16 protein-coding genes are annotated in these 16,308 nt (G+C 73.4%); 12 read left to right on the top strand and 4 right to left on the bottom strand.

Annotated features, from left to right (window positions below; genetic code table 11):
• The first annotated feature begins 69 nt into the window (after positions 1 to 69).
• The 4 genes from tsaB to IEZ05_RS06940 are packed head-to-tail and all read left to right on the top strand — an operon-like array spanning position 70 to position 2,603.
• Complete coding sequence (gene tsaB, locus IEZ05_RS06955; protein ID WP_189229116.1) at positions 70 to 723, top strand: tRNA (adenosine(37)-N6)-threonylcarbamoyltransferase complex dimerization subunit type 1 TsaB; 654 nt, start codon at positions 70 to 72, stop codon at positions 721 to 723.
• A gap of 41 nt (positions 724 to 764) precedes the next feature.
• Positions 765 to 1,250, top strand: coding sequence for a ribosomal protein S18-alanine N-acetyltransferase (gene rimI / locus IEZ05_RS06950; protein ID WP_189229230.1), 486 nt, complete (start codon positions 765 to 767; stop codon positions 1,248 to 1,250).
• Complete coding sequence (tsaD, locus tag IEZ05_RS06945; RefSeq protein ID WP_189229115.1) at positions 1,243 to 2,349, top strand: tRNA (adenosine(37)-N6)-threonylcarbamoyltransferase complex transferase subunit TsaD; 1,107 nt, start codon at positions 1,243 to 1,245, stop codon at positions 2,347 to 2,349. Before rimI ends, tsaD begins: the two co-directional genes overlap by 8 nt.
• A complete protein-coding gene (locus IEZ05_RS06940) occupies positions 2,346 to 2,603 on the top strand; it encodes a hypothetical protein (RefSeq protein ID WP_189229114.1) in 258 nt (85 codons plus the stop codon). The genes tsaD and IEZ05_RS06940 overlap by 4 nt, the downstream gene beginning before the upstream one ends.
• A gap of 18 nt (positions 2,604 to 2,621) precedes the next feature.
• Here IEZ05_RS06940 and IEZ05_RS06935 read toward each other — a convergent pair whose 3' ends face one another.
• The gene (locus IEZ05_RS06935; RefSeq protein ID WP_189229113.1) at positions 2,622 to 4,943 is read right to left on the bottom strand and encodes a beta-xylosidase/alpha-l-arabinosidase; all 2,322 of its coding nucleotides are present in this window, start codon (positions 4,941 to 4,943) and stop codon (positions 2,622 to 2,624) included.
• A 155-nt stretch (positions 4,944 to 5,098) separates the two neighbouring features.
• Here IEZ05_RS06935 and IEZ05_RS06930 point away from each other — a divergent pair, with 155 nt between their 5' ends.
• The 4 genes from IEZ05_RS06930 to IEZ05_RS06915 all read left to right on the top strand — a co-directional run bounded on the left by IEZ05_RS06930 (position 5,099) and on the right by IEZ05_RS06915 (position 9,205).
• On the top strand, positions 5,099 to 6,151 hold the full coding sequence (locus tag IEZ05_RS06930; protein ID WP_189229112.1) for a LacI family DNA-binding transcriptional regulator: 1,053 nt from the start codon (positions 5,099 to 5,101) through the stop codon (positions 6,149 to 6,151).
• Positions 6,152 to 6,322: 171 nt separating this feature from the next.
• The gene (locus tag IEZ05_RS06925; RefSeq protein ID WP_189229111.1) at positions 6,323 to 7,351 is read left to right on the top strand and encodes an LCP family protein; all 1,029 of its coding nucleotides are present in this window, start codon (positions 6,323 to 6,325) and stop codon (positions 7,349 to 7,351) included.
• 167 nt (positions 7,352 to 7,518) lie between these two features.
• Positions 7,519 to 7,875 (top strand): YciI family protein, encoded by a 357-nt coding sequence (locus IEZ05_RS06920; protein WP_189229110.1) that lies wholly within the window; start codon positions 7,519 to 7,521, stop codon positions 7,873 to 7,875.
• Between the two features lie 43 nt (positions 7,876 to 7,918).
• A complete protein-coding gene (locus tag IEZ05_RS06915; protein ID WP_373298730.1) occupies positions 7,919 to 9,205 on the top strand; it encodes an RNA polymerase sigma factor in 1,287 nt (428 codons plus the stop codon).
• A gap of 69 nt (positions 9,206 to 9,274) precedes the next feature.
• On the opposite strand, the gene IEZ05_RS06910 is transcribed toward IEZ05_RS06915, so the two are convergent.
• A complete protein-coding gene (locus IEZ05_RS06910) occupies positions 9,275 to 10,480 on the bottom strand; it encodes a class I SAM-dependent methyltransferase (RefSeq protein WP_229869590.1) in 1,206 nt (401 codons plus the stop codon).
• Between the two features lie 90 nt (positions 10,481 to 10,570).
• On the opposite strand from IEZ05_RS06910, the gene IEZ05_RS06905 reads away from it, so the two are divergent.
• The 4 genes from IEZ05_RS06905 (at position 10,571) to groL (ending at position 14,531) form a co-directional block, all read left to right on the top strand.
• Positions 10,571 to 11,521 carry a polysaccharide deacetylase family protein gene (locus IEZ05_RS06905; RefSeq protein WP_189229107.1) on the top strand — a complete coding sequence of 317 codons (951 nt, stop codon included), beginning with the start codon at positions 10,571 to 10,573 and terminating at the stop codon, positions 11,519 to 11,521.
• Complete coding sequence (locus IEZ05_RS06900) at positions 11,518 to 12,216, top strand: polysaccharide deacetylase family protein (RefSeq protein ID WP_189229106.1); 699 nt, start codon at positions 11,518 to 11,520, stop codon at positions 12,214 to 12,216. The genes IEZ05_RS06905 and IEZ05_RS06900 overlap by 4 nt, the downstream gene beginning before the upstream one ends.
• 261 nt (positions 12,217 to 12,477) lie before the next feature.
• A complete protein-coding gene (groES, locus tag IEZ05_RS06895; RefSeq protein WP_010986397.1) occupies positions 12,478 to 12,786 on the top strand; it encodes a co-chaperone GroES in 309 nt (102 codons plus the stop codon).
• A gap of 119 nt (positions 12,787 to 12,905) precedes the next feature.
• Positions 12,906 to 14,531: a chaperonin GroEL gene (gene groL, locus IEZ05_RS06890; protein WP_189229105.1), complete on the top strand. Its 1,626-nt coding sequence runs from the start codon at positions 12,906 to 12,908 to the stop codon at positions 14,529 to 14,531.
• An 82-nt stretch (positions 14,532 to 14,613) separates the two neighbouring features.
• On the opposite strand, the gene IEZ05_RS06885 is transcribed toward groL, so the two are convergent.
• On the bottom strand, positions 14,614 to 15,342 hold the full coding sequence (locus IEZ05_RS06885; protein ID WP_189229104.1) for a hypothetical protein: 729 nt from the start codon (positions 15,340 to 15,342) through the stop codon (positions 14,614 to 14,616).
• A gap of 165 nt (positions 15,343 to 15,507) precedes the next feature.
• A complete protein-coding gene (locus IEZ05_RS06880; protein ID WP_189229103.1) occupies positions 15,508 to 16,281 on the bottom strand; it encodes an SDR family NAD(P)-dependent oxidoreductase in 774 nt (257 codons plus the stop codon).
• Positions 16,282 to 16,308 lie beyond the last annotated feature (27 nt).

Raw genomic sequence — 16,308 nt, 5'->3', positions numbered from 1 at the left:
ACGGTAGCAGCAGGTGGCCGTCCGACCCGGTCGTCCGACACGGGCCCGCGGGCGCCGTAGGCTGTTTGCGTGCTCTTGCTCGCTCTGGATACCGCCACGCCCGCCGTGACCGTCGCGCTGCACGACGGTACGGATGTCATCGCCTCGTCCAGCCAGGTGGACGCACGCCGGCACGGTGAGCTGCTGCTCCCCGCCGTCGACCGGGTGCTCGCCGAGGCCGGACTGCGGCTCGACGCGGTCACCGGCGTCGTCGCCGGCATCGGCCCCGGCCCGTACACCGGGCTGCGGGTCGGCCTGATGACCGCGGACACCTTCGGACTCGCGCTCGGTGTGCCCGTGCACGGCGTGTGCACGCTGGACGGACTGGCGTACGCCACCGACCTGGAGGGCCCCTTCGTGGTGGCGACGGACGCCCGCCGCAAGGAGGTCTACTGGGCGCGCTACGCCGACTCCCGCACCCGTCTCACCGACCCGGCGGTCGACCGTCCCGCCGACATCGCGGAGCAGGTCGCCGGGCTCCCGGCCGTCGGCGCGGGCGCGCTGCTGTACCCGGACACCTTCCCGCGCGCGCACGAGCCCGAGCACGTGTCCGCCGCCGCCCTGGCGTGCCTGGCCGCGGAGAAGCTGGCGGCCGGCGAGGAACTGCCCGCGCCCCGGCCCCTGTACCTGCGCCGGCCGGACGCGCAGGTCCCGAAGAACTACAAGGTGGTCACCCCCAAGTGACCGAGCGCGTGACTTCGACCGTGGACGCCGCGCTGCGCGAGATGCGCTGGTGGGACATCGACCCCGTGCTCCGGCTGGAGCGGGAGCTGTTCCCGGAGGACGCCTGGTCGCGGGGGATGTTCTGGTCCGAGCTGGCCCATGCGCGCGGGCCCGGGGCCACCCGGCGTTACCTGGTCGCCGAGCAGGACGCGGAGGTGGTCGGCTACGCGGGTCTGGTCGCCTCCGGGGAGCAGGCGGACGTGCAGACCATCGCCGTCGCCCGCGACCACTGGGGTACCGGCCTCGGCGCGCGGCTGCTGACCGAACTGCTGCGGGCGGCGACCGCTTTCGAATGCACCGAGGTGCTCCTGGAGTGCCGGGTGGACAACACCCGCGCCCAGCGGCTGTACGAGCGCTTCGGCTTCGAGCCCATCGGCTTCAGACGCGGCTACTACCAGCCCGGGAACGTGGACGCCCTGGTGATGCGTCTGACCGACCCTTCCACCTCCGTACCGGGAACCGAGCGAGGAACCGACAACCATGGCTGACTCACGCGACGAGCCTCTCGTACTGGGGATCGAGACCTCCTGCGACGAGACCGGCGTCGGTGTCGTGCGCGGCACCACCCTGCTGGCCGACGCCGTCGCCTCCAGCGTCGACGAGCACGCCCGCTTCGGCGGCGTCGTCCCGGAGGTGGCGAGCCGCGCCCACCTGGAGGCGATGGTCCCCACCATCGAGCGCGCGCTGAAGGAGGCGGGCGTCAGCGCCCGCGACCTCGACGGCATCGCCGTCACCGCCGGCCCCGGCCTGGCCGGCGCCCTGCTGGTCGGCGTCTCGGCGGCCAAGGCGTACGCCTACGCGCTCGGCAAGCCCCTGTACGGCGTCAACCACCTCGCCTCGCACATCTGCGTCGACCAGCTGGAGCACGGGCCGCTGCCCGAGCCGACCATGGCGCTGCTGGTCTCCGGCGGGCACTCCTCGCTGCTGCTGTCGACGGACATCACCTCCGACGTCCGCCCGATGGGCGCCACCATCGACGACGCGGCCGGCGAGGCCTTCGACAAGATCGCCCGCGTGCTGAACCTGGGCTTCCCCGGCGGCCCGGTCATCGACCGGTACGCGCGCGAGGGCGACCCGAACGCGATCGCGTTCCCGCGCGGGCTGACCGGGCCGCGCGACCCGGAGTACGACTTCTCCTTCTCCGGGCTGAAGACGGCCGTGGCCCGCTGGATCGAGGCCAAGCGGGCGGCGGGCGAGGAGGTGCCGGTGCGGGACGTGGCGGCCTCCTTCCAGGAGGCGGTCGTGGACGTGCTGACCCGCAAGGCCGTCCGGGCCTGCAAGGACCAGGGCGTCGACCACCTGATGATCGGCGGCGGCGTGGCCGCCAACTCCCGGCTGCGGGTCCTCGCCCAGGAGCGCTGCGAGGCGGCCGGCATCCGGCTGCGCGTGCCGCGGCCCAAGCTGTGCACGGACAACGGCGCGATGGTCGCCGCGCTCGGCGCCGAGATGGTCGCCCGCGACCGGGCCGCCTCCGACTGGGACCTGTCGGCGGACTCCTCGCTGCCGGTGACGGACCCGCACGTCCCGGGGCAGGGCCACACGCACGACCACATCCACGAGGTCAGCAAGGAGAACCTGTACCCGTGACCGTCGCGCTGATGTGGGAGGCACGGGCCGTGCCCGGCCGGGGCGAGGACCTGCTGGCCTGGGCACGGGCGCAGCCGCTCGACGGCGAGCCGCTGCGCCGGGAGACACTGCGCGCCCCGCAGGACCGGGTCCTCGTGATCACCTGGTGGGACGCCGCCTACGACGCCGACCTCCCCGAACTGCCGGAGCCGGACGGGGAACTGGTCACGCGGACGGTGCACCGGTGGCGGTTCGAGTCGGTGGCCGCGGACTGACCGCAGGGGCCGCCGGCGTCACGCCGGTGACACCTCCGTCCCGCAGTGCAGCCGCCGGTCCGGTCCGAGCACCCGGGCGGGCCCCGTGAGGGTCAGCCGTGCCGTGTGGCGGACGTCCGCGCTGGACGCCGCCAACCGCAGTTCCAGGGTGCCCGGTTCGACCGTCCGGCGGCCCGAGCGGTCGGTGAACGCCGAGAGGTCGGCGTGGAACCGGAACGTCACCCGGCGGGCCTCGCCGGGCGCCAGCTCCAGCCGCCGGTAGCCGATCAGCCGGACGTCCGGGCGGGTCACCGACGCCACCGGGTCGTGCAGGTACAGCTGCACCACCTCGGCGCCGGCCCGGTCGCCGGTGTTGCGGACGGTCACCGACACGTCGTACGTGCCGTCCGTGCCGATCTCCACGCCGTCCTCGGGGCCGCCGGTGCCGTCCTCCCACGCGAACGTCGTGTACGAGCGGCCGTGGCCGAAGGCGTACAGCGGGGTCGGATCGAGGTTGCTGACCTCGCCGGCCAGGCCCAGCGGGGGCTGGAGGTAGGTCCACGGCTGGCCGCCGGGCAGGTGCGGAACGCTCACCGGAAGGCGCCCGGAGGGAGAGACCCGGCCCGAGAGCACGCCCGCCACCGCGGGGCCGCCCTCCTCGCCGGGGAAGAACGCCTGTACGGCCGCGCCGAGCCGCCCGTGCCAGCGGCCGAGCGCGTACGGGCGTCCGGTCAGCAGCACCAGGACCACCGGCACGCCCGTCGCGACCAGCGCGTCCAGCAGCGCCCCCTGGACGCCGGGCAGCTCCAGGTCGCTCACGTCGCAGCCCTCGCCGGAGGTGCCCCGCCCGAAGAGACCGGCCCGGTCGCCCAGGACCGCGACGCACACGTCGGCCTCGGCGGCGCGTGCCACCGCCTCCTCGAAGCCCGAGGTGTCCGGGCCGGAGGTGTCGCAGCCCTCGGCGAACGTCACCTTGGCGTCGGGCAGTTCGGCGCGCAAGGCGTCCAGCACGGTCGGGATGTCGATGCCCGTCGGCACCTCGGGGTGGTGGGGCAGGACGTGGGACGGGAAGGAGTAGCAGCCGAGCATGGCCAGGGCGTCGGCGGCCCGCGGGCCGACCACCGCGATCCGGGTGTCGGGGGCGAGCGGCAGGACGCCGTCGGGGTTGTCCAGGAGCACCACCGACTCCTCGGCCAGCCGGCGGGCCAGGGCGCGGTTGGCGGGGGAGTCCAGGTCGATCGCGGCGGGGTCGCCGGCCGGCTCGGGGGTCCAGTCCTCGTCCAGCAGACCCAGTTCGCACTTCTGGAGCAGCACGCGGCGGGCGGACAGCTCGATCAGTTCCTCGGGCACCTCGCCCGCGCGGACCGCCTCCAGCAGCGGCTTGCCGTAGCACCGCACCGTCGGCAGCTCCACGTCGATGCCGGCCGCGAGGGCCAGGTGCGCCGCCTCGGCGGGGGTGCCGGCGACCCGGTGCAGGGACTCCAGGAAGCCGATGCCGAAGTAGTCGGCGACCACAGTGCCGGTGAAACCCCACTCGTCCCGCAGCAGCGCGGTCAGCAGTGCCGGGTCGGCCGAGGCGGGGACGCCGTCCGTCTCGGTGTACGCCGCCATCACCGAGCGGGCGCCGCCCTCGCGCAGCGCCAGCTCGAACGGTGGGAGCGTCACGTCGGCGAACTCCCGCACGCCCGCCCGCACGGGAGCCAGATTGCGGGCACCGGCCGAGGAGGCGTACCCGGCGAAGTGCTTGAGCGTGGCGACGACCCCGGCCGCCTCCAGGCCCCGCACATACGCCGTGCCGATCGTGCCGACCAGGTAGGGGTCCTCGCCGATCGTCTCCTCCACCCGGCCCCAGCGGGCGTCGCGTACGACGTCCAGGACGGGGGCGAGGCCCTGGTGGACGCCGACCGAGCGCAGGTCGTGGCCGATGCGCCGGGCCATCTCCTCGACCAGGTCCGGGTCGAAGGTGGCACCCCAGGCCAGCGGTACCGGGTAGGCGGTCGCCCGCCAGGCGGTGAAGCCGGCCAGGCACTCCTCGTGGGCGAGCGCCGGGATGCCGAAGCGGCCGGCCTCGCGGATGCGGTGCTGGGCGCGGGCGAGGGCCTGCGCGCCGAGGGCCGGGTCGACGGGGGCGGTGCCGAAGGGGCGGGTGAGCTGGCCGAGGCCGTGGGTGATCAGCTCGTCCCAGTCGTAGTCGGCGGTCATCTGGTTCTGGAGCGGGGCGACGCCGTCGCCGTCCGTGGCGGCGCCCACCCACACGCCGTACAGCTGTGCGGTCTTCTCCTCCAGGGTCATCCGGGCCAGGAGGTCGTCGACGCGGGCGGCGGCGGGCAGGGCGGGGTCACGCCAGGGCGCGGTGGTCATGGAACTCCTGTCGGGTGGACGGGACGGCTGCCCTCTCACGAACGCTTCTTCGCGGACAAACCCGCGAATGTTTCGACGTATCAATCGAATGTTCCGGAAACCTATGGCCACCCGAAGTCTTCGTCAAGGGGGGCAGCGGGGATACGATCGCCGCCATGACATCCCCGCAGCCCGCTGAAACCCGGTCGCAAAGGCGGTCCGCGCAGACCGCGACCCTCGCCGAGATCGCCCGCGAGGCCGGTGTGTCGGCGCCGACTGTTTCGAAGGTCCTCAACGGCCGCGCCGACGTCGCCCCCGCCACCCGGGCGCGTGTGGAGGAGCTGCTGCGGGCCCACGGCTACCGGCGCAGGCGGGCCGAGGCGACCCGCTCACCCCTGATCGACCTGGTCTTCCACGAGCTGGAGAGCGCCTGGGCGATGGAGGTCATCCGGGGTGTGGAGAACGTGGCGCGGGACGCGGGGCTCAGCGTCGTGCTCTCCGAGAGCGCGGGCCGCCTCACGCCCGGCAGGACCTGGGCCGACCAGGTCGCCGCCCGCCGCCCGCACGGCGTCGTCCTCGTGCTGTCCGGCCTCGACGAGTCCCAGCGGGCCCTGCTGACCAGCCGCTCCATCCCGTTCGTGGTGATGGACCCGGCCGGCGACCCGGGCGCCGACGTGCCGTCCATCGGCGCCACCAACTGGCAGGGCGGACTCGCGGCCACCCGCCACCTGATCGACCTGGGGCACACCCGCATCGGCGCGATCAGCGGACCCACCCGGATGATGTGCAGCCGCGCCCGCGTCGACGGCTACCGGGCCGCCCTGGAGACGGCCGGGCTGCCGGTCGACGCCGGTCTGATCGTGACCGGCGACTTCCACCACGAGGCCGGCTACCGGCAGGGCCTGGAGCTGCTGCGCCGTCCCGACCGGCCGACCGCGGTCTTCGCCGGCAACGACCTCCAGGCGCTCGGGCTGTACGAGGCCGCGCGCGAACTCGGGCTGCGCATCCCGCAGGACCTGAGCGTGGTCGGGTTCGACGACCTGCCGGTGGCGCGCTGGGTGGGGCCGCCGCTGACGACCGTGCGGCAGCCGCTCACGGAGATGGCCGAGGCGGCGGCGCGCCTGGTGCTGGACCTCGGCCGCGACGACGGCTCGGCCGCGGCCACCCGGGTGGAGCTGGCCACCAGCCTGGAGGTGCGCAGCAGCACGGCAGCGCCGCCGTCCGTCTAGGCGTCGAAACTTTCGCGAAAGCTTTCGGATGCGCCCACCGCCCGCGTGGCGAGAAGTCTGAGAATTTCCGCAGAATGCCGTCCGCGGCTACCCACTCCCAATAATTCGGACTTATGTTCCTCCTGGTGGCACTCGGGTGGGGACGCGAGCGGGACGGGCGGGGGCTGACGCATGGCTGCGCGGGCGGGGCGGAACGGACGTTCGGCGATGCTGAGGACCGCCGGCCTCGCCCTGGCGGGCGCCCTGCTGCTGGGCATCGCCGCGGCGGGCTGGGCGTACTGGCATCTGAGCGGCAACATCAGGAGCGTCGACATCGACGGCGCGCTCGGCGACGACCGTCCCGCCCGGTCCCTCACCGCCCCCTCCACCTCCGCCTCCGAGCCCCCGCCGCCCACCGGCGCCCTCAATCTCCTGGTCCTCGGCTCGGACTCGCGCGGCGGCGAGGAGAACCAGGAACTCGGCGGCGGCGACAGCGAGGGCGCCCGCTCCGACACGGCGATGGTCGTCCACCTGGACGCCGGCCGGACCTCCGCCACCGTCGTCAGCATCCCGCGCGACACGCTCGTCACCCGCCCCTCCTGCCCGCTGCCGTCCGGCGGCACGACCAGGGAGGCCGACGGCGCGATGTTCAACACCGCGTACGCCCTGGGCGGGCCGGCCTGCGCGGTCAAGACCGTCGAGTCGCTCACCGGCGTCCGCATGGACCACTACATCGAGATCGACTTCTCCGGCTTCGCCGAACTGGTCGACGCGCTCGGCGGCGTCACCGTCACCACGGACGTGGACATCGACGACGACAAGAGCCACCTCCACCTGGACGCCGGCACCCACCACCTCGACGGCACCCAGGCCCTCGGACTGGCCCGCACCCGGTACGGACTGGCCGGCGGCAGCGACCTCGCCCGCATAGAGCTCCAGCAGAAGCTGGTCAAGGCGCTGCTGGAGCAGATCTCCGACGCCGGCCTGCTCACCGACCCCGCCCGGCTGTACCGGGTCGCCGACGCGGTCACCGGCAGCCTCACCACCGACACCGGCCTGGACTCGCTGGGCGAGCTGACGAACCTGGGCCGCAGCATCGGGGGCCTGTCGGCGGACGCCGTACGGACGGTGACGATGCCGGTCGTGCCGGCCCCGTGGGACACCAACCGGGTGGTGGCCCGGGAGCCGGACGCCCGGAAGCTGTGGGAATCGCTGCGGTAAACCCTGTCCGACCTGCGCATACGCGGGTGGGATGCGGTCCCGGACGCGGGCCGGAAAAAAATTCTCGGGAAAATGTCGGGGCCCTGTCGATCCACGGCCCGCCCGTTCGACGTACGGGTAAGAGGCCGGGAGCGACCCGGTCCCGGCCACCGACCCGAGGAGTCACCATGCCCCGCTACCTGTCGCTCGTCCGCATCGACGAGAACAACGCCCCCGCCGAGGGCCCCAGCCCCGAGCTGATGCAGCGCATGGGGGAGCTGATGGAGGAGATGACGAAGGCCGGCGTCCTGCTGGACACCGCCGGGCTGACCCCCACCGCCCAGGGCACCCGGGTCCACTACGAGGCCGGACAGCTGTCCGTCACCGACGGCCCCTTCACCGAGTCCAAGGAGGTCGTCGGCGGCTACGCGCTGATCCAGGCCAAGGACATGGCCGAGGCGATCGAGTGGACCAAGCGCTTCCTGAAGGTCCACGAGGAGCACTGGACGGTGACCTGCGAGGTGCGCGAGATCATGGAGGGCTGACCTCCGCTTTGTCCCGGGTGCGCGAGGGTGTTGCATGGGGGCTGTGAAGCCACAGCCCACCGCCGCCCCGCGCGACCCCGCCGCCTCCGCCCGGACCGCGGAGGCGATCGAGACGGTCTTCCGGCTGGAGTCCCCCCGCGTGATCGCCGGCGTCGCCCGCGTCGTCCGGGACGTCGGCATAGCCGAGGAGATCGCGCAGGACGCGCTGGTCGCGGCCCTGGAGCAGTGGCCCCGTGACGGGGTGCCCGACAACCCGGGCGCCTGGCTGATGACCACCGCCCGGCGCCGCGCCGTCGACCTGGTCCGGCGCCGGGAGACCTACGCCCGCAAGCTGGCGGAGATCGGCCGGGACCTGCCCGTCGCCGCGCCGCCCGAGGAGCCCGCCGACCCGGACGGCATCGACGACGACCTGCTGCGGCTCGTCTTCACGGCCTGCCACCCGGTGCTGTCCGCCGAGGCCCGCATCGCGCTGACCCTGCGCCTGCTCGGCGGTCTGACCACCGCCGAGATCGCCCGCGCCGTCCTGGCACCGGAACCGACGGTCGCACAGCGCATCGTGCGCGCCAAACGGACGCTGGCGGCACGCAACGTCGCCTTCGAGGTGCCGTACGGACCGGAACGGGCGGCCCGGCTCGGCTCGGTCCTGGAGGTCATCTACCTGATCTTCAACGAGGGCTACGCGGCCACCGCCGGCGACGACTGGCTGCGGCCCGGCCTGTGCGAGGACGCGCTGCGCCTGGCGCGCGTGCTGTCCGCCCTGATGCCGAAGGAACCCGAGGTCCACGGGCTGACCGCGCTGCTCGAGTTCCAGGCGTCCCGCACCGCCGCCCGGACCGGCCCCGACGGCGCGCCCGTCCTGCTGAAGGACCAGAACCGCCGCCGCTGGAACCGCATGCTCATCGCCCGCGGCATCACCGCCCTCGACCGGGCGAACGCCCACGCCGCCGGCGCCCCGGGCCCGTACGCGCTCCAGGCCGCCATCGCCGCGTGCCACGCCGTCGCGTACACCTACGAGGAGACCGACTGGTCGCGCATCGCCACGCTCTACGGCCTGCTCGCGGCCCGTGCCCCGTCCCCGGTCGTCGAGCTCAACCGCGCGGTCGCCGTGTCGATGGCCGAGGGCCCGGCCCCGGCGCTCGCCCTGGTCGACGCCCTCGCCGCCGAACCCGCCCTGCGCGGTTACCACCTGCTGCCCAGCGTCCGCGGCGACCTCCTGCTGCGCCTCGGCCGTGCGGCCGAGGCGCGGGCGGAGTTCGAACGGGCCGCGTCCCTGGCCCGCAACGAACGCGAACGCGAACTGCTGTCGCACCGTGCGCGGGAGTGCGGCTGAGACGCGGTAGCGGGCGGCCGGCGCTCGGGCAACCCCGCCACCGGCACGCCCGCGCTGGTCAACCGCCGTTCACGTCGCGCGGCCCGACCTGCCGGAGGCCGTACGCACCGGATGCCCGATCAGCATCGTCGGCGCTCCCGCGACCCGGGTCAGGAACACCGTGGCGGCGTTCGGTCCCTGGGGTCTGACCTTGCGCCGCAGTTCCTCCGGCTCGACCGCCGAGCCGCGCTTCTTCACCGTCAGCGTGCCGACCCGGCGCTCCCTCAGCAGCGCCTTCAGCTTCTTGACGTTGAAGGGCATCCGGTCGGTGATCTCGTACGCCGTGGCGTACGGCGTCGGCAGCAGCTCGTCCGCGGTGACGTAGGCGATGGTCGCGTCGAGCAGCCCGCCGCCGACCTGTTCGGCGACCTCGGCGACCAGATGGGCCCGGATGGCGGCGCCGTCGGGCTCGTACAGGTAGCGGCCGGGCGTGCGGACCTCCGGGTCGGGCAGGCCGGTGCCGAGCAGGGTGCGGGGCCCCGGCAGCAGCGTCGCCCGGACCGCCCCGGGCGCGGTGCCGAACCACAGCACCGCCTCCTTCACGTCCCCGCCGTCCGAGATCCACTCGGCCTCGGAGTCGTCCGGCACCGCCTCGTGCGGAATGCCGGGCGCCACCTTCAGGGCGGCGGCGCGGGACGCCGTACGGGCGGCCTCCACGGCCCAGGACAGCGGTGGGGAATACGCCTCGGGGTCGAAGATCCTGCCCCGCCCCCCGCGCCGCGCCGGGTCGACGAACACGGCGTCGTACCCGGCCGTGTCCACCTCGGTGACGTCCGCCTCGCGGACCTCGATCAGCTCGCCCAGGCCCAGCGCCTCGGCGTTGGCGCGGGCCGCCCCGGCCGTCGCCGGGTCGCGGTCGACGGCCAGGACCCGGATGCCCGCGCGGGCCAGCGCGATCGCGTCGCCGCCGATCCCGCAGCACAGGTCGGCGACGGAGGTGATGCCCAGCTCCTTGAAGCGCCCGGCCCGGTACGCGGCCACGCTCGCCCGGGTCGACTGCTCCACCCCGTTCGGCGTGAAGAACATCCGCCCGGCGTCCTCGGCCCCGAACTTCGCCACCGCCCGCTGCCGCAGCCGCGCCTGACCGAGCGCCGCCGACACCAGGTCGGCCGGGTGGTCGCGGCGCAGCCGGGTGGCCACGGCCAACTCCCGCGCGGGGTCGGTGTCGCGGACCTCGTCGAGCAGGGCGCGGCCTTCGGGGGTGAGCAGGGCGTGGAGGGCGTCGAGGTCGTTCACCGGCCCATTGTGGGCCAGTCGGTGGATGGTGCGCCTGCGGCGAGGTGTCGGGCGCGGGCGGAGGGCCCGGGGCTGCGAGGATCCGGCACCATGCGAGTAGTCGTACAAAATGACAAAAGCCGGGCATGCGGGGTGTCCCGGGCGGCTTCCGGGACGTCTTCGGGTACCCGGGTGCGCGGCGGTCTCGCCGTGCTCCTCGTCGCCGCCCTCGCCTCCGCCTGCGCCCACGACACCTCCGAGGTGCGGGGCGCCCCGGGCCAACGGCCCCTCCAGGCACCCCCGGCCCGCGCACAGGACAGCTACGCGTCCGAGCTGCGCGCGGTACAGGCCGCCCGGGTCGTCGCCGCCAAGCGCTGGAACCTGAGGGAGGTCCCGCTGGCGGCCCCGCCGCCCCCCGCGAAGAAGCCGGAGATCACGGCGCGCGAGGGCTTCGAGGTGGACGGGCAGGAGGACCTCCCGCCGGTCTTCACCACCGTCCCCACCGAGGAGCGGATCCTCTTCCTCACCATCGACGACGGCGCCGAGAAGGACCCGGCGTTCCTGCGCATGATGAGCGACCTGAAGATCCCGTACACGGTCTTCCTCACCGACGACGAGATCAAGGACGACTACGGCTACTTCGAGGAGATGCAGGCCCGCGGCGTCAGCCTCAACAGCCACACCCTGAGCCACCCGTACCTTCCGGGGCTCTCCTACACGCAGCAGAAGCACGAGATCTGCGGCATGCAGAAGGTGATCGAGAAGCGCTACGGCAAGCGCCCCACCCTCTTCCGCCCGCCCTTCGGCAACTACAACCGGGACACCCTGCGCGCCGCGAAGTCCTGCGGCGTCAGGTACGTGCCGATCTGGAACGAGGAGGTCTACGTCGACCACTGGGAGTACCGCGAGTGGGACCAGGACCTCCACCCGGGCGACATCGTCCTCACCCACTTCCGGGGCCCCGACGACTGGGACGGCACGATGACGGACATGGCCCGCCGCTTCCTGGACCGGGTCACCGCCGAGGGATACGCGGTGGCCCGGCTGGAGGACTACCTGTGAGGCGGGGGCGGTTCCGGACGGCCGGGGCCGCCCTGGCCGCCGTACTGCTCACCGGCTGCGCCCAGTTCGCCGGGCCCGCCGGTCACCCGACGGCCGGCAAACCGGCCCGCGCGGGCGGGCGGGCCGCCGCCGCACCCCCCGTCCTGGACCACGTCCGCACCACCGACAGGGTCGTCTTCCTCACCTACGACGACGGCGCCGACCGGGACCCCCGCCTCACCGCGCTGATCCGCGAACGGCGGCTCCCGGTCACCCTGTTCCTCACCGACACCGTGGCCGGGCCGGCGTACGGCCACTTCGCCCGGCTGCGCTCGGTCGGCGCGAGCCTGCAGAACCACACCCTCGACCACCGCTCCCTGCGCGGCCTGCCCTACGCCGGGCAGCGCGCCGAGATCTGCGGCCAGCAGACCAAGCTCCACTCCCGCTTCGGCGTCCGCCCCCGCCTCTTCCGCCCGCCCTACGGCCGGTACGACCCGACGACCCTGCGCGCCGCCGCCGACTGCGGCATCGCGGCCGTGGTCCTGTGGCGGGCCGTGCTGCCCCCCGAGGGCCCCCTGACCTACACCCGCGGCGATCCCCACCTGCACCCGGGCGACATCGTCTCGGTCACGGCCCCGGCCCGCACGGAGGAACTCCTGCACCGGATCGAGGAACGGAACCTGCGGGTGGGCCGCCTGGAGGACTACCTCGGGTAGTGCAGCCCCCAGGGGCGCCCACACCCACGCCGGGGGCCGCCACAAAACCGGCGTTCAGCCGAGAAAGTCCGCCGACGCGCCGCAGGCATTGGCACTCCGCTTGACCGAGTGCTAATCGCGGTCATAGTCTCGGGTCTGGCACTCCCCCCTGGAGAGTGCCAACAAAGCGACGGGCAGGTCCGGCACCCGCGACGACGGATCGACCTGGTCGCCACCTCAGACAGTTAACCCCGTGAGATCTCCGAAGGGGGAGGTCGGATCGTGACGACCGCCAGCTCCAAGGTTGCCATCAAGCCGCTCGAGGACCGCATCGTGGTCCAGCCGCTCGACGCCGAGCAGACCACGGCTTCGGGCCTGGTCATTCCGGACACCGCCAAGGAGAAGCCCCAGGAGGGCGTCGTCCTGGCCGTTGGCCCGGGCCGCTTCGAGGACGGCAACCGTCTTCCGCTCGACGTCACCGTCGGCGACGTCGTGCTCTACAGCAAGTACGGCGGCACCGAGGTGAAGTACAACGGCGAGGAGTACCTCGTCCTCTCGGCTCGCGACGTGCTCGCGATCGTGGAGAAGTAATTCACCGAAGCACCTTGCTTTCCAGCTGCGCCCCTGGCTCCCGCGACCATAAAAAAGCCGGGCGTCGGGGGCGCAGTGCCGTATAACCCCAAGATTTCCGGAAGAGGGCTCACGCTCCCATGGCGAAGATCCTGAAGTTCGACGAGGACGCCCGTCGCGCCCTCGAGCGCGGCGTCAACAAGCTTGCCGACACGGTGAAGGTGACGATCGGCCCCAAGGGCCGCAACGTCGTCATCGACAAGAAGTTCGGCGCTCCCACCATCACCAACGACGGTGTCACGATCGCCCGTGAGGTCGAGATCGAGGACCCGTACGAGAACCTCGGCGCCCAGCTGGTGAAGGAGGTGGCGACCAAGACCAACGACATCGCGGGTGACGGCACCACCACCGCCACCGTCCTGGCCCAGGCCCTGGTCCGCGAGGGCCTGAAGAACGTCGCCGCGGGTGCCTCCCCGGCGCTGCTGAAGAAGGGCATCGACGCGGCCGTCAAGGCCGTCTCCGAGGACCTCCTCGCGACCGCCCGCCCGATCGACGAGAAGTCCGACATCGCCGCCGTGGCCGCGCTGTCCGCCCAGGACCAGCAGGTCGGCGAGCTCATCGCCGAGGCCATGGACAAGGTCGGCAAGGACGGTGTCATCACCGTCGAGGAGTCCAACACCTTCGGTCTGGAGCTGGACTTCACCGAGGGCATGGCCTTCGACAAGGGCTACCTGTCGCCGTACTTCGTGACGGACCAGGAGCGCATGGAGGCCGTCCTGGAGGACCCCTACATCCTCATCAACCAGGGCAAGATCTCCTCCATCGCGGACCTGCTGCCGCTGCTGGAGAAGGTCATCCAGGCGGGTGCCTCCAAGCCGCTGCTGATCATCGCCGAGGACCTCGAGGGCGAGGCGCTCTCCACCCTCGTCGTGAACAAGATCCGCGGCACCTTCAACGCCGTCGCGGTGAAGGCCCCGGGCTTCGGTGACCGCCGCAAGGCGATGCTGCAGGACATGGCCGTCCTCACCGGCGCCACGGTCATCTCCGAGGAGGTCGGCCTCAAGCTCGACCAGGTCGGCCTGGACGTGCTCGGCACCGCCCGCCGCATCACCGTCACCAAGGACGACACCACGATCGTCGACGGTGCCGGCAAGCGCGACGAGGTCGAGGGCCGCATCGCCCAGATCAAGGCCGAGATCGAGAACACCGACTCCGACTGGGACCGCGAGAAGCTCCAGGAGCGCCTCGCGAAGCTGGCCGGCGGCGTGTGCGTGATCAAGGTCGGCGCCGCCACCGAGGTGGAGCTGAAGGAGCGCAAGCACCGTCTGGAGGACGCCATCTCCGCGACCCGCGCCGCGGTCGAGGAGGGCATCGTCTCCGGTGGTGGCTCCGCCCTGGTCCACGCCGTCAAGGTCCTCGAGGGCAACCTCGGCAAGACCGGCGACGAGGCCACCGGTGTGTCGGTCGTCCGCAAGGCCGCCGTCGAGCCGCTGCGCTGGATCGCCGAGAACGCCGGCCTCGAGGGCTACGTCATCGTCTCGAAGGTGGCGGAGCTCGAGAAGGGCAACGGCTACAACGCCGCGACCGGCGAGTACGGCGACCTGGTCAAGGCCGGCGTCATCGACCCGGTCAAGGTCACCCGCTCCGCCCTGGAGAACGCCGCCTCCATCGCCTCCCTGCTCCTGACGACCGAGACCCTGGTCGTCGAGAAGAAGGAAGAGGAAGAGCCGGCCGCCGCGGGCCACGGCCACGGCCACTCGCACTGACGACGCGAGGCTGACAGCCACCGGGTGAGGGCCCGGCACTCCACCAGGAGTGCCGGGCCCTCATCGTGCCGCCCCGGCCACCTCACAGCAGCCCTCCCAGCGGCAGGACGCGCTCGGCGAGCCGGCCGTGCAGCCGCCCCCCGGCGGTGTCGGCCCCGGAGAGCCAGTCCGCGGTGATCAGCAACTCGGCGTGTTCGGTGACGTCCTCGGGCCGCACGGCGCAGAACGCGGCGACCGCGCCGAGGTCCAGCCCCTCGTCCTCGGCGCCTCCGAGACGGCCGTCCGGGCGGGTGTGGGCGGCGGTGTCCAGGACGCGGCAGTCGCGGGTGGCGGCGGCGCAGCGTGCGCACACCTCCGCGACGCGCCACAGCCGCCCGGCACGGTCCGCGTACACCGTCAGCGCCACCGGCCCCCCGCACCGCACGGCTCCCGCGGCCGGCGGTGCCCCGGCACGCTGTCCGGCCGTCACGTCCGAGGAGTGCCACGCACAGTCGGCGGCCCGGCAGCCGCACCAGGCGTCGCCGTGCGGCCCGCCGCCCGCCCGCACCCGAGCCAGATGCGCGTTGACGTGCGCCGTCGCGGCCCTGCGCCCCGCGGCGGAGTCGGGAAGAAGCTGATCGGCGCAGCCGGGGCGGGAGCACGTGAGCCGGACCGTGCCCGAGGAGGTACCGCCGTGCGGATCCAGGCGCACCGTCCACACCCGCCCCGTGGCGCGCTCCCGCCGCGCGCCGTCCCGCACCGCCCCGTCCGCACTCCGCCCGTCGGCGCCGTCGGCGAACCGTCCGTCCCGGCCGCCCGTGTCCGCGATCACGCGATGCCGTCCTCTCCCCTGTCACGACTGCGGCCTCCGCACTCTGCGGAGCAGTCGCCTGGACGGTACGTCGCATCCGTACACGTCAGGAGGGCCGAACAACGGCAGACCACACGTTCGGGTGACGGCCCGGCCGGACCCGCCCGGACGGCCCCCGCCGCGCCCCTACTGCGGCCCGTACTTCCGTCCCGTCCGGGACGAGATCCCGCCCAGCATCCCCCGCGGCACCAGCTTCGCCGCGCCCATCAGGGCCTTGTAGCGCGGGTCGGGGATCGACAGGGACTTGCCGCGGGACAGGTCGGCGAGGGCCGCCGCGACCAGCTTGTCGGGGTCCAGCCACATCCAGTTCGGGATGTTGTCCGTGCCCATGCCGGCCCGCTCGTGGAACTCCGTGCGCACGAAGCCGGGGCACAGCGCCATCAGGCGTACGCCGCTGCCGGCCAGGTCCTTCGCCACGCCCTGCGTGAACTGCACGACCCACGCCTTGGACGCGCCGTAGGTGCCGCGCGGGACGAAGGCCGCGACCGAGGCCACGTTGACGACGCCGCCGCGGCCCCGCGCCCGCATCGCCTCCGTCGCCGCCGCGGTCAGCCGCAGCACGGCCTCGCAGTGCACCTTGAGCATCGTCAGCTCGTCGGCCATGGAGACCTCGAGGAAACGGCCCTTGTTGCCGAAGCCGGCGTTGTTGATCAGCAGGTCGACGGGGTTCCTGCGGTCGTCCAGCCGGGCGGCCACCGCCTCGATGCCCGCGTCCGTCGCCAGGTCGGCCGTCAGCACCTCGGCCTCGATGCCGTGCCGGTCGTGCAGTTCGGTCGCCTGCTCGCGCAGCCGCTTGGTGTCGCGGGCCACCAGCACCAGGTCGTGCCCGTCGGCCGCCAGCCGCCGCGCGAACGCGGCGCCGATGCCCGCCGTCGATCCCGTAATCAATGCCGTTGTCATGGCGCAAGGTTATGGGTCGGGACCGGG

Source organism: Streptomyces flaveolus, from assembly GCF_014648815.1.
GTDB lineage: Bacteria > Actinomycetota > Actinomycetes > Streptomycetales > Streptomycetaceae > Streptomyces > Streptomyces flaveolus.
The sequence above is the reverse complement of the archived record's forward strand: the minus strand, read 5'-3'. Positions and strand labels throughout refer to the sequence as shown.

What these genes read in the sequence shown, in the direction of transcription:
- IEZ05_RS06935 (WP_189229113.1), bottom strand. Translation starts at nt 4,943, where the DNA reads ATGACCACCGCGCCCTGGCGTGACCCCGCCCTGCCCGCCGCCGCCCGC.
- rimI (WP_189229230.1), top strand. Translation starts at nt 765, where the DNA reads ATGCGCTGGTGGGACATCGACCCCGTGCTCCGGCTGGAGCGGGAGCTG.
- tsaD (WP_189229115.1), top strand. Translation starts at nt 1,243, where the DNA reads ATGGCTGACTCACGCGACGAGCCTCTCGTACTGGGGATCGAGACCTCC.
- groL (WP_189229105.1), top strand. Translation starts at nt 12,906, where the DNA reads ATGGCGAAGATCCTGAAGTTCGACGAGGACGCCCGTCGCGCCCTCGAG.
- IEZ05_RS06930 (WP_189229112.1), top strand. Translation starts at nt 5,099, where the DNA reads ATGACATCCCCGCAGCCCGCTGAAACCCGGTCGCAAAGGCGGTCCGCG.
- IEZ05_RS06905 (WP_189229107.1), top strand. Translation starts at nt 10,571, where the DNA reads ATGCGAGTAGTCGTACAAAATGACAAAAGCCGGGCATGCGGGGTGTCC.
- IEZ05_RS06880 (WP_189229103.1), bottom strand. Translation starts at nt 16,281, where the DNA reads ATGACAACGGCATTGATTACGGGATCGACGGCGGGCATCGGCGCCGCG.
- IEZ05_RS06920 (WP_189229110.1), top strand. Translation starts at nt 7,519, where the DNA reads ATGCCCCGCTACCTGTCGCTCGTCCGCATCGACGAGAACAACGCCCCC.
- IEZ05_RS06925 (WP_189229111.1), top strand. Translation starts at nt 6,323, where the DNA reads ATGGCTGCGCGGGCGGGGCGGAACGGACGTTCGGCGATGCTGAGGACC.